This is a genomic window from Sphingomonas sp., from assembly GCF_003248515.1.
In the GTDB taxonomy this organism is placed as follows: Bacteria; Pseudomonadota; Alphaproteobacteria; order Sphingomonadales; family Sphingomonadaceae; genus Sphingomonas_I.
The window spans coordinates 16,075-28,969 of sequence record NZ_QFOB01000007.1 but is presented as its reverse complement, the minus strand read 5'-3'; the positions used below and the strand labels follow the sequence as shown (position 1 = coordinate 28,969).

The 12,895-nt window shown below is 65.4% G+C and carries 8 protein-coding genes; 2 read left to right on the top strand and 6 right to left on the bottom strand.

The annotated features are described in order from the left end of the window. Window positions 1-280 precede the first annotated feature (280 nt). Entirely contained in the window at window positions 281-3,388 is a 3,108-nt protein-coding gene (locus DI605_RS13100; RefSeq protein ID WP_293974537.1) for a TonB-dependent receptor, read from the top strand. A 206-nt stretch (window positions 3,389-3,594) separates the two neighbouring features. On the opposite strand, the gene DI605_RS13095 is transcribed toward DI605_RS13100, so the two are convergent. From DI605_RS13095 to DI605_RS13080, 4 genes are all read right to left on the bottom strand, one after another. Continuing rightward, entirely contained in the window at window positions 3,595-4,377 is a 783-nt protein-coding gene (locus DI605_RS13095; RefSeq protein ID WP_293974534.1) for an SDR family NAD(P)-dependent oxidoreductase, read from the bottom strand. A gap of 90 nt (window positions 4,378-4,467) precedes the next feature. Next, the gene (locus DI605_RS13090) at window positions 4,468-5,625 is read right to left on the bottom strand and encodes a fumarylacetoacetate hydrolase family protein (protein WP_293974531.1); all 1,158 of its coding nucleotides are present in this window, start codon (window positions 5,623-5,625) and stop codon (window positions 4,468-4,470) included. Window positions 5,626-5,722: 97 nt separating this feature from the next. Further along, the gene (locus tag DI605_RS13085; RefSeq protein WP_293974528.1) at window positions 5,723-7,291 is read right to left on the bottom strand and encodes an alpha-L-rhamnosidase; all 1,569 of its coding nucleotides are present in this window, start codon (window positions 7,289-7,291) and stop codon (window positions 5,723-5,725) included. Window position 7,292: 1 nt separating this feature from the next. Further along, window positions 7,293-8,861 carry a glycoside hydrolase 43 family protein gene (locus tag DI605_RS13080; protein WP_293974525.1) on the bottom strand — a complete coding sequence of 523 codons (1,569 nt, stop codon included), beginning with the start codon at window positions 8,859-8,861 and terminating at the stop codon, window positions 7,293-7,295. A 355-nt stretch (window positions 8,862-9,216) separates the two neighbouring features. On the opposite strand from DI605_RS13080, the gene DI605_RS13075 reads away from it, so the two are divergent. Beyond that, window positions 9,217-10,797 carry a glycoside hydrolase family 28 protein gene (locus DI605_RS13075; RefSeq protein ID WP_293974522.1) on the top strand — a complete coding sequence of 527 codons (1,581 nt, stop codon included), beginning with the start codon at window positions 9,217-9,219 and terminating at the stop codon, window positions 10,795-10,797. A gap of 64 nt (window positions 10,798-10,861) precedes the next feature. Here DI605_RS13075 and DI605_RS13070 read toward each other — a convergent pair whose 3' ends face one another. Then, the gene (locus DI605_RS13070; RefSeq protein ID WP_293974519.1) at window positions 10,862-11,761 is read right to left on the bottom strand and encodes a polysaccharide deacetylase family protein; all 900 of its coding nucleotides are present in this window, start codon (window positions 11,759-11,761) and stop codon (window positions 10,862-10,864) included. Continuing rightward, window positions 11,758-12,891 carry an endo-1,4-beta-xylanase gene (locus DI605_RS13065; RefSeq protein WP_293974516.1) on the bottom strand — a complete coding sequence of 378 codons (1,134 nt, stop codon included), beginning with the start codon at window positions 12,889-12,891 and terminating at the stop codon, window positions 11,758-11,760. The genes DI605_RS13070 and DI605_RS13065 overlap by 4 nt, the downstream gene beginning before the upstream one ends. Window positions 12,892-12,895: the final 4 nt, after the last annotated feature.

The window sequence follows — 12,895 nt, the reverse complement described above, 5'->3', positions numbered from 1 at the left end:
CGCAGAGCGGAAAAAGCGGGTGTGGCGGTGGCCAAAATCCAGGCCAATTCCCTCGATTTTCGCGGTTTCTGGCCTGCAATGGGAGGGCTACCATCGGCTGCCCATCACTTTGGCCGTTGACAGGATGGAGTCTTTTTATATCCTGATCGGGCCTAATGCATTGGAAAATGGTAGCGTTACCAGTTCCGATGCGCGAAGCCAGTAAGGGCAAAAGCCCAGCTTATCATCGTCTTCTGCCGTGCAGCGGGCGGGCATTGAGTTGCCAAAAGGGGAGAGGAACATGTCGAATTTCGATCGCCGCCGGCGAGCTTATTACCTGTGCACTACGACTCTGGCCGTGCTGGCTGCGGTGCTTCCTGCCGGAGCGCTGCAGGCGCAGACCGCCGCGCCAGTGGCGGTCGCCGGCGAGGCTGCCGCGCAAGCCGCCTCCTCTGATCCCTCCGATATCGTTGTGACCGGATCGCGACTGGCGCAGGACGGGTTCAACGCGCCCACACCGGTTTCCGTCGTCAGCTCCGCCGACATCAAGCTGTCCGGCACGGTCAATGTGGAGCGGCTGCTGTCGCAATCCCCGCAATTCGTCGCCTCCGCCACGGGTGGCTCCACGGTGTCGGGTCAGGGGGCCGGGCAGGCCGACCTCAATCTGCGCGGCTTCGGCGCCACGCGTAACCTCGTCCTCGTGAACGGCCGTCGCTTCGCCATTGCCGGGCCGGACCAGACCGTCGACATCAACACGATCCCGAGCGCTCTCATCAAGCGGACCGAAATCGTGACGGGCGGCTCTTCCGCCGTCTATGGCTCCGACGCGATCACCGGCGTCGTCAACTTCATCCTCGACGACAAGTTCGAAGGGGTGGAGGCGCGCGCGCAGATGAACGCCAATTCGCCGACCAGCGCCAAGACCTATGATTACAGCATCACGGTGGGCGGCAACTTCGCCGATGGCCGGGGCAATGTCGTCATTTCGGCCAATTATCTGAAGCGCGATGCGATCACACGCCGCGATCGTGGCGGCTTCACGCTCTTCGCGCTGGGCGACGGGTGCGTCGTTCCGGGTTCGGACGACAACAAATATCATCTGGGAACGCCCTTCACCGTGCCTTCGGGCCAATCCTGCCTTTCGTCGGGCGGGCAGCCGGGCTTCATTTTCGGCGGCTCGGGCGATATTCCCAACAGCCGCGTTTCCGGCATTCCCACCTATGCCCAGGCCAGCAGCGGCCTGCGCGCCGCCTATGATGCCGCCGGTCTCTCCAATGTCGGATCGTTCGGCTTCACCTTCAACGATGCCGGCACCACCGCGCGGCCTGCGCTCGATCCGGCCGACCGCTACAATCTCGCGCCTGAGAATTACCTGATCATTCCGCAGAAGCGGTACATGTTCAACAGTCTCAGCCATTTTGATTTCACGCCGGGCGTGACCGGCTATATGGAACTGCACTATTCGCAGAATGAAGTGCGCGCGCAGCTGGCTCCGCCGAATGTCGGCGTCGCCACACTGCTCAACGTCAACAATCCTTATCTGAGCGCGTCGGTGCAGAATGTGTTGCGCCAGCTCGACGCGGCCGAGACCGGTACGATCAGCGTTGCGTCCGGCCCTGTCACGCGCACGACAACGGCCAATGACGGCCTGGCAGTCGTCACCCTCGGGCGTCGTTATCAGGAGGTGGGGCCTCGTCAGGCGAACCAGCGTCGCGACGTGTTCCGCGGCGCATTCGGTTTCCGTGGCGATCTCGGCGATCTCGTCGAGGGTGCGGTGCGCGATATCTCCTATGACGTCTACTACACCTATGCGAAGACCAACTATACGGAGGAGCTGAACCGGGCTCTCTCGCGCAGTGCGCTGCAGGCATCCCTGCTGTCCGTGAATGGCGCGGCGCCCGTGTGCAACGTCTTCGGCTCGAACATCAGCCAGGCGTGCGTGCAGGCCATTTCCGTGACGGCCACGAATACGACGCGCGCCGTCCAGCAGGTCGCCGCCGCCACCATCACCGGCAAATCCTTCACCTTGCCGGCTGGTGACATCGCCTTCGATCTCGGCGTCGAATGGCGCAAGAATTCGGCCAGCTTCCGCCCCGACCAGTATCTGGCCTCCGGAGACGTGGTGGGCTGGAATGCCGGACAGGCGACGGGCGGGAGCATCAGCGCCAAGGAAGTCTTCGGTGAAATCCGCGTCCCGCTGATCCACGATACGCCCTTCATCCAGGCGCTGACCGTGAATGGCGCCTTCCGCTATTCGGATTACAGCCTCTCCGGCGTCGGCGGCGTGCTCACCTATCTGGGTGGTGCGGAGTGGCGGGTGAGCAACGACATTAGCTTCCGCGGGCAATATCAGCGCGCGATCCGCGCGCCGAACGTCAACGAGCTGTATGGCGGCCTTTCCCGCACCAATCCGCTGGCGACCGATCCCTGCTCCAGCCGCCAGCCGACGGCGCAGCAGACCGCAGCCGTGCGCGCGATCTGCGTCGCCACCGGCGTTCCGGCGGGCAACGTGTTCACCGCGGTGGTGCAGCCCAACACCTTCTTCCCGGTGGATCAGGGCGGCAATCCGAGCGTGGGTGAGGAAAAGTCCAACACCTATACGTTCGGTGCCGTCTTCACGCCGCGCTTCCTGCCGCGCTTCCGCTTCAGCGTCGATTATTTCAAGATCACGCTGGATGGGGCGATCGGCCTGCTCGGTGGCGGCCTGAACAATACGCTCAACCTTTGCTACAACGTGCTGCAGGACGCGAGCAGCAACTTCTGCCAGGCGATCCGCCGCGATCCGACGACGGGCGCCATCACCGATCAGTATCCGGCGCGCATCCTTTCGGCCAATACCGGGCAGATGAGGACGGCGGGCATCGATTTCGTGCTACGCTACACCCAGCCGCTGGAATTCGGGCTGTTCGGGATGGCCGAGACGAGCTCGCTCTCGCTGGGATCGGACTGGACCTATCTGGACGATTTCACGCTGACCCCGGTGGCGGCATTCCCCAATACCAAGAATCGTTGCGCCGGCGCCTTCGGGCAGACGTGCGGTGAGCCGCTGCCGCGCTGGCGCGGTACGTCGCGCCTCACCTATGCGATGGGGCCGATCAGCCTCAGCATCCGCCATCGCTATGTCGGCCGCGTGACGGACGATCGCTATGTGATCCCCACCCGCGCCGGCAGCGCCACCGCGCCGACCCTGGCGAGCCTCTCGCACCCGCGCCTGGGCGATCGCAACTATTTCGATCTCTCGTTCACCGCCGATGTGCTCAAGAATATCCAGGTGTTCGGCGGTGCGAACAACGTGTTCGCCAACAAGCCGCCGGTGGTGGGCAGCGCGCAGGTTCGCGCCAACACCTATCCGGCGACCTACGATTCGATCGGCACCGAATTCTTCCTGGGTGCTTCGGTCAAATTCTGATGAAGGGGGTGGGCGGTCCGCGCGACCGCCCACCTTCCATTTTGCAAGGCGCCTACGCCGTTTGCGTTACCGTGGGAAAGACGAACTGTAGCGGCGCGGCCCGGGTCTGATCGACGGACCGGCGGCCGACCCTAACGGCCCCCGTGATTATTGCCTCGATCGCGAGCGCTGCCTCATCCCGTGGTTCGCGGGATAATCGACGGCGATCAGCGCCAGCCCGCGTCGACGAAATAATCGTGGCCGGTGCACATCCGCGCATCGTCGGATGACAGGAAGAGCACGAGGGCGGCGACATCGACGGGCTGAATGCGGCCGTCCAGGCATTGCGCCCTGATGATCTCGGCCTCTCCTTCCGGCGTGTACCATTTTTCCTGACGGGGCGTCTGGACGTTGCCCGGAACGATCGTGTTGACGCGGATATTCGCGCGGCCAAGATCGCGCGCGAGGCTGCGGGTCAATCCTTCGATCGCGGCCTTGGCGGTCTGGTAGAGGACGAGTTCCTCCAGCGCGAGATGCCAGCTGATCGATCCGAAATTCAGGATCACGCCGCCGCCCGCCGCCTTCATCGCGGGGATCACCGCCTGTGCCGCGAAGAACATGTGGCGCAGGTTCACGGCCATGCGCTCGTCCCAGTAAGCGGGCGTCACCTGCGCGATATCGTGACGATCATCATTGCCGGCATTGTTGATCAGCACATCGATGCCGCCCAGCGACGCTTCGATGCGGGCGATCGCGGGGACGAAGCTGTCGAGATCGGTGATGTCGCACCGTTCGAACAGGATCGGATGCGCCGCGACCGGCGTGAGCGCCGCCACGAGGGCGAGGGAAGCCTCTTCCGCGATATCGAGGAATGCCACGCGCGCACCCTGCCGCACGAAGGCTTCCACAAGCCCGGCGCCGATGCCGCTTCCGCCACCCGTCACCAGCACCCGCTTGCCCCGCAGGCTGGGATAGGAGGCGGTCTGCGCCGAAGGCTCATCCCCGGTCATGGATCATCCTCTCCGGCCCGGCCGCCATGCTGCACAGCCGCCCGATGAAGAGTTGTTGCGCGGCAGGCAGCGGAAAGGGGGCCGTGGGCATCATTCCCGCGCCGTGGAGGAAAGCAGCTGGCGCGCGGCGAGATTCCGCATCAGATCGCTCACGCCGAACGTCCAGGGAGGCGCCGCTTTCGAACTCGTCACGCGATTGACGAGGCGGCCGAGTGTGGGTGTGGAGATGGCGACGACGTCGCCCATCTTGTGCGTGAACCCGCGGCCGGGCTCGTCGCGATCGTCGACGGGTGCGAACAGGGTGCCGAGGAACAGGGCGAAGCCGTCCGGATAGTGATGTTCGCTCATCGTCTGGGCGAGCAGGCTCTCGGGATCGCGGCTGATCTGCGCCATGTTGCTGGTGCCGGCCAGACGATAGCCGTCCTCGCCCTCGATCAGCAGATCGACCTGCGCGGCACGGACATCATCCATCGTGAACCCGTCGTCGAACAGGCGCACGAACGGGCCGATCGAGCATGAGGCATTATTGTCCTTGGCCTTGCCCAGCAGAAGGGCCGATCGTCCCTCGAAATCGCGCAGATTGACGTCATTGCCCAGCGAGGCGCCCACCGCGACGCCCGCGCGATCCGCGACGATCAGGATTTCGGGCTCAGGATTGTTCCAGGATGAATCGGATCGGATCCCTATTTCGGCTCCCCAGCCGACCGTGGAGAGGATCGGCGCCTTGGTGAACACCTCGGCATCGGGGCCGATCGCGACCTCCAGATATTGCGACCACATGCCATCCTCGATCAGCATCGCCTTGAGGGCGGCCGCATTTTCGGATCCCGGCACAACCGCGCGGATGTCCGCGCCGAGCCGGGATTCGAGGCGATCGCGGACGGCCGCCGCAGCGGAGGCGTCGCCGCGCGCGCGTTCTTCGATCACCCGCTCGATCGCGGAAACCGCGAAGGTGACTCCGGCCGCCTTCACGCACTGGAGATCGAGGGGGCTCAGCAGGCGCGGCGCGGCCGGGCCGGAGGACAGCAAGGTCTCGATCGGCCCGAGCGGCGCACCGCTCCCGCTCTCCCAGCCACGGATCGAGATCAGTTCCGCAGCGGTTGGCGCGACACGCGACATGTCATGCGCGATGCCATCGCGGATCAGGATCGGTGTCGGGCCGGCCGGGGTTTCGATCCGCCCGAGATACAGGCCACGCTGCCAGTCGCCCTGCGGCATGTCCGCCGCCGAAAAGGTGAAGTCCGCCATATCCTCTGCCGTGGCCGAATTATGATAGCGCTATCATTGTTCCCGCCGGCCCAAACTGTCAAGAACCGGCGCACCGGTATTTGCCGCAGGGGGGCTGCTAGCGCAGGTCCACGCGCTGATTGGCCGCAAGCATATGGCTTCGCTTTTGCCCGTTCGGCAGTGAGCGGATCGTCACCCGCTGCCGATTTCCGTCGATACCTGCCAGCGCACGGATCCGGCCCTGCATGTCCGTGAGGAGGCGCGCGCTCCCGCCCTCGATCCGGGCGATGGGTCGGCCGGAAATCATGAGGTCGGCTCCGCGCCCGGAATAAGCGATCGAGGCTGAACGCCCCGTGCCGAGGGGGAGATCGAAGCGTGCCCCGGAAGCGGCGACATGGGCCGGGCGGATATTCCATTCCAGCTCGTCGCCCAGATTGCGGACGCCGAGCAGCCGCCACGTATAATCGATCATCACCAGCGCGCTGGGCGAATAACCCGGATTGTCGCCGGCAGAGTAACGCCCGTCCTGCGGATCGATCTGCTGGCGGAAGGAGGTGTCCGCCTGCAGCGCCTCGCACCAGCGATCCATCATCCATGCGAATTCGGCCGGCCTGCCATAATGCTCCATCCAGCGTCCTGCCCGGAGCGCCGTGAGCGCCTGCGTCGCGCCACCCCAGCTGTTTGGCGGGATCGGGCGCACGAAGGCCGGATCGTCCAGCGCGATCGAGGGAAGCGGGAAGGGCGCCCAGAAGGCCGCCGGATTGTGGATCTGCCTGGCCCACAGGTCATCGAACAGCTTCTGATCGGGCACATGTTCCCCGCACACGCGCGAGAGGATGTCGGATCGCACGCGCACGAACCGGCCTTCGGCATCCAGATCGTAGAAGGCGGCATCTTCGGCCACATAAAGCTTTGCGAGGATCAGCGAACGGATCCGTTCCGCCTGCTCGGCCCAGATATCGGCTTCGCCGGTCTTGCCCAACGCGGTCGCCATTTCGGCCAGTGCGCGCCGGCCGCCATGAACCGTTGCCGACAGATCCGGGCAGAGGCGGGGCAGAGAGGCGATCGGATGATGCCGCTTCGCATCCTTGTTCGGGCACTGATTGGGCATTCCGGCCCAGCGCGGGCTGTTGTCGTGGCCGGTATCGTAGGTGCAGAATCCCTCGATCAGCCCGGTGCCGCGCGTATTGCGATAGCGCATCAGCCACCCGTCCCATGCCGAGCAGGCGGCATAAGCGGCGGCGAGCAATTCCTCGTCGCCGGTGGCGCGGGCAAGCTCCCAGGCCGTGGCTGCGATGGGGACGACCATCTGGATCTGGCCGAAGCCCGTTTCGGCCAGCTTGTTGTTGGCCGGAAGCTGGCCGTCCGCGCGCTGAAGTTCGAAGAAGGTCAGATGGCTGTCGCGCGCCACATCGGGCCTGAAATCGCGATAGACGAGCGCCTCGTGCGGTCCACATTCCTGCCAGATGCCCTGATAGTTCGATCCCTCGATCAGCACCGGGCGGCTCACATAGGGCATCGTCTGGACATTGGCCGCCAGCACCGCCAGCGCCTTGTCATAAGCGGCCTGCCAGCCGGCGTTGCCGGTGGCGAAACGCGGCGCTCCCTCGATCGGGGATAGGGCCGAGGCCGAGCGGGGGAGGCCGGCCAGCATGACGGCGCCGGCAAGGAAATCGCGTCTTTTCATATCAGTCCTGCGGCAGGGTATCGATGTGGACCCAATCGACATCGACGATGCCGCCCGGCGTGCCACGGGTGAAGGTGAACAACGCGGGACGCGATCCCTTCCACCAGGAGAAGCGGGCGAGGGGAAAGACATCGCCCATCGGCGCAAAGGTCTGTCCGCCGTCCAGGCTGTAGCTGTAGCGAACCTTCTGGTCGGAGGAGACGATGGCGCGCAGTTCGATCTGCTTGCCGGCGATGGCGGCGCCACGTGTCTCTTCGCCAGCCGAGGATAGGGTAAGCCAGTTGCGACCGCCCTCGCGCGTGATTCCGATCCAGCTGGGCTTGACCCCGAACAGCGACAGGCCGGCGCGCTGCCCCTCGCTCATTTTCCGGGCATCGATCCGTGTCGTGATGCGCGAGGCCGGACCGATCAGGATCTGCGTGAGCGTGTTGCGCGCATTGACGATCTGGTTCGCGTGGTTGGCGATGAGCCGCAGATGGCCGGGGCGCGCGGCGAGGCTCCAGCGCGCATCATCGGGATTATGGTTCCACTCCCATTGCTGGCCCAGCGTACGGGAGCCGAATTCGTCGCTGGTCTGGAGGGTGGCGGGGGCGGGTGGACCATCCGGTACGGCGTGGCTCGCCACCGGCTGGCCAGCCACGTCGCCGGCGATCGGATCGCCGATCACGGGCCAGTCGTCGATCCACCTGACCGGTTCCAGATAGGTGATGCGGCCGAAGGCGCCCGTGCTGTTGAAATGCACGAACCAGCCCTCGCCCGAAGGGGTTTCCACCCAGCCGCCCTGATGCGGCCCTTCCAGCGCCGTGTTCCCCTGGCGAAGCACGACCCGCCATTCGTAAGGCCCCGTGATCGTGCGGGCGCGGAGCACGGCCTGCGCGCCCTTCTCCACCCCTCCGAACGGCGCGAAGATATAATAATAGCCGTTCCGCTTGTAGAATTTCGGCCCTTCGAGGATCGGGAGATTCTTCTTGTCCTCGACGATCACGGTGCCTTCGTCGAGCACGCGGCGCCCATCCGGGCTCATCCGGTGAAGGATCAGGGGGCCGGCGCCATGCCGCGAATGGACCAGCCAGGCGCTGCCGTCATCATCCCAGAACGGGCAGGGGTCCTCCAGGGCGGGTTGATCGATAACCTTGACCGGCGCGCTCCACGGACCTTCCGGGCTGCGCGCCGTCGCCATGAAGATGCCCTCGTCAGGCGTCGCCCAATAGACGTAGATCAGGCCGGCATGCTGCCGGATGGAGGGCGCCCAGACTCCGCCGGCATAGCGCGTGCCGCCGATCGGTTTCGAGATTGCATCGGTCAGCGTGTGCGGACCGGGCATGTCATATTCGGGCGCGAAGGGCAGGCGGGGCAGGACATGCCCGGCGATCGACCAGTGGACGAGATCGCCCGACCGGAGGATCGGAATGCCCGGTGAGAAATGAAAGCTGGAGGCGACGAGATAGTAATCCCTGCCGATCCGGATCACGTCCGGATCCGAATAATCGGCGAACAGGATCGGATTGGTATAGGTGGCGCCCGCCACGAGAGGGGCGGCCGGCACGATCCATGAAAGCGTTGCCAGCATGCCCAGCATCCGGGCCGGCGACCTGCGATGCGCGATCCGCAAAACCCTTCGCTCCCCTCTCTCGCCGCTCGAAATCGGCATTGACTGGCAAAATTCCAGCGCTTAGCGTTAGGGCTAACAAACAAGCCTCGTGCTGTAAAATGGTAACGCTATCATTTTTTTGGCCCATCGAAAGAGGCAGGTGCGGGGCACGAAAGAGAGGGGATCATGAGGGGCCTGCTTGTCATCTTCGCGCAGAGCGGGTTCGCGGCATGATTTCGGCCGTGGCAGTCCCGGCGCTTTCGGCGGCGGCGATCCGCCCGCGTGGCGGCTTGCGCGCCGCTCAGCGGGCGCTCGAACCTTCAACGAGCCTGTCATGACCGTCGGCAGGCGCTCTCTCATCATGTCCGGCGCGTTCGGAATGGCCGGGCTGGCGGCTGCCGACGCGGCGATGGCGGCAAAGCCGGTGGCTGCCGGTAATGCGGGCTGGGTCGATGTGCGCCATTTCGGCGCGACGGGCGACGGTGCGACGATCGATACAGCCGCCATCGATCGCGCGATCGATCATGTCGCGGCGCGGGGTGGTGGCACCGTCTATTTCCCGGCCGGAACCTATGCCTCCTATACGATCCATCTGAAGAGCAGGGTTACGTTGTGGCTGGACAATGGCGCCGTGCTGCTGGGGGCCGCGCCGTCCGCCGGGCGGGGCTATGATCTGGCCGAGCCGATCGGTGCATGGGGCGCCTATCAGGATGCGGGGCACAGCCACTGGCGCAACAGCCTGATCTGGGGCGAGGGTCTCCACGATATCGCGATCGTCGGGCAGGGGCTGATCTGGGGCAAGGGGATCGGTCGTGGCGACGGCAAGGACGATTGGCTGAAGGATCCGAGCGGGCCGGGCACCGCGAACAAATCGATCGCGCTCAAGAATTGTCGCAACGTGACGCTGCGGGATTTCCGCATCCTGGAAGGCGGATGGTTCGCGCTGCTGGCGACGGGCGTCGACAATCTCACGATCGACAATCTGCTGGTGGATACCAATCGTGACGGCTTCGACATCGATTGCTGCCGGAACGTGCGCGTCACGAACTGCACGGTCAACGCGCCGTGGGACGATGCGATCTGCCCGAAGAGCAGCCATGCGCTGGGCGAGATCCGCGTGACCGAGAATGTGATGATCGCTAATTGCTTCGTCACGGGCAATTATGTGGTCGGGTCGGTGCTGGACGGCACCTGGCGCAAGATGCCGCAGGACTTCGCCGGGCATATTCACGGCCGGATCAAATTCGGCACGGAATCCAATGGCGGCTTTCGCAACATCACGATCACGAATTGCGTGTTCGAGGATAGCCGCGGGCTCGCCTTCGAGACGGTGGACGGCGCGATGATCGAGGATGTGGTGGTGAGCAACATCGCGATGCGCGGCATCGTCGATGCACCCATCTTCATTCGCCTCGGCAAGCGGATGCGAGGCCCGTCTGGCCGGGACATCGGCACGGTGCGGCGGATCCGCATCCAGAATATCGTCAGTTCGGGGGCCACGATCCTGCCGTCCGTGATCGCCGGGCTCGCCGGCCATCCGATCGAGGATGTCTCGATCAGCGACCTGTTCGTGCATCATGTGGGCGCCGCCGCGGCGGAGATGGCGACGATCCAGCCGCCAGAGGCGGAACTCGGCTATCCCGAGGCGACGATGTTCGGCCCGCTCCCGGCGACGGGCTTCTTCGTCCGCCACGCCCGCAATCTTCAGATGAGCAATATCGAGGTTGCCGTGGCGAAGCCCGATCCCCGGCCGGCCTTCCGGCTGGAGGATGTCGCCGATGCCGATATCTTCTGGGTGCGTGCGCCGAAGGGGGCGCCGGTCTTCTCGCTCAAGGATTGCAGCGATTTCCGGGCGACGGGCAGCCGGGGCATGAAGGATCGTGTGGTGGACGGCCCCGCAAGCGGATCTTTTTGAGAGCCTCTCCTCCTTGGGCGGACCTTTCGGGGTCCGCCCATTTTTTTGGAGGGCATCTCCGGCCCTATCGGCAGATCGCGCCGAGCATTTCGGAATAAGAAGGGATTTCCAGCGGTTTGCCGCCCGCGTCCTTCAGCCGTGCTTCCAGCGTCGGCGCGGCACCCAGCCGGGGATCGACGTCTGCGGCGTAAAAGGGATCGCGCGCCGCCTGCTCCAGCGTGACGAAGCGGAATCCCTCGCGCCGATATTGCGCCAGCAATCGTGGAAGCATGCGCGCATCGAAGGCGCCGACGTGCATCAGCAGGATATAGGGAATGTCGCGCCCCATCGCCCCTTGCGCGGCATGGCGCGATGCGCGCGCAGCCTCGGTCGCGGCGGTAAGATAGGTCTGTTCCAGTTGCCGGATCGCGGCATCGTTGCCCGACGCCGCGCAGCGCGCATAAGCGTCATTCCACATGAAGTCGCCAAAGCTCATCGTGACGCCGGCGATGCGATAGCCTCGCGTGGCGAGCCCATCCCGCACCGCCCTCCGCTGGGCGGGGTCCGAGCCCTCGTGGAGATAGGGAAAGCGGAACCAGTGCCAGTCCTGCCCAGCCATCTGGCCGGTGAGGATCGGCGTGTTGAAGTCGATCTCGTCGAGGAAGGACGGCGCCCCCACCTTGTCCAGATCGCTGTGGTTCCAGCCATGATTGCCGAGCGGAAAGCTCGCCGCGCGCCACTTTTCCAGCACGCCGGCAGTGCCGGCCTCCCGCGCCAGCCCACGGCCGTTCACAAAGCCCCAGACATGTTGGACATGGGCCGCCTTCAGCGCCGCCACGAGCCCGTCGATCACCGACAGTCGCGTCTCGCCTGGCGGCAAGGGGCCATGCGAGGGAAGATCATCGAAGGTCAGCGCGATTTCCGGGGGGCGGCCGGCGGCCGCCGTACCCAGCAGCAGCGCGGCGACGAGAGCCAGCGCCTTCATGCGGCACGCGGCGAGGCTGCGCGAAACGCGTCGGCGATCGCGTCCCGCATCGGCTTCGGGGAAAGGTCCGCATCGAACGGGCATGGGCGCTTGGCCATGCCGTCCGGTCGTGGGCGGGAGCCGTTCAGCCAAGTGTAGCGATCGCTGAGGCCCCAGCACATCACGGTGTGAAGTGCGGGATAGGAGAGCATGAGATCGAGATAGGCGCGCGTGTGATTGGCCACCATCCGGTCCCGGCGCGCGATATCGCCCGGCAACGGATTGTCGTGCACGTCCATCTCGGTGACGAGGAGGCGCAATCCCATGCCTGTCACCCTGTCCAGAAAGGTTCGCCAGGCGCGCTCGTCGAGCGCGCCGAGGCCCGTGGGGGAATCGCTGTATTTGCTGCCGAGATGGCTCTGCACGCCCAGCGCGTCGATCGGCGTGCCGCGCGCCTTGAGGCGCTCCAGCAACCGCAGCACGGCATCACGATGCCGGGCTTCGTCCGCCCGCCAGCCCATATAGTCGTTATAGACCAGTTCCGCCTTCGGGGCCGCCTGGCGCGCCGTGCGGAAGGCGAGATCGATCGTCTCCTCCGCGCCGAGATGGCGGGAGATGGCGGTTTCGCGCAGCAGGCCCGTATCCGGATCGACCGCTTCGTTCACGACATCGAAGCTGTCGACGACGGGAGCGTAGCGGCGGGCGACCGTGGAGACATGTTCGGTCAGCAGGCGGGCCGCTTCCACGCGCGGCTGCGGACCGAAATCATAGGTGGCCAGCCAGCCGGGCATCCAGCGTTCCGAATGCCAGAGCAGGGTGTGGCCGCGCACCCCGATCCGGTGTGCCGTCGCCCATGCCACGATCGCGTCCGCACGGCTGAAATCGAAGCTGCGCACGTCGGGCCGCGTCGCCCCCCATTTCATCTCGTTTTCGGGAACGATCAGCGCGCACTGCGCGGCGTTGAGGGCGAGATACGCCTGATCGGCCAGATGTCCCGTCCCGATCGTGCTGCCGAAGCGGATGCCCTTGCGCGCGCCCAGAGAGGCGAGGGAGTCGGCGTCCGCATTGCCCGAAAGGAAGGGCAGGGCCGCCGCCGCGGCGCCGGCCGCCAGGAAATCACGCCGCCCCGGAGAGAAGGAAGGGAGGGGCATGGCC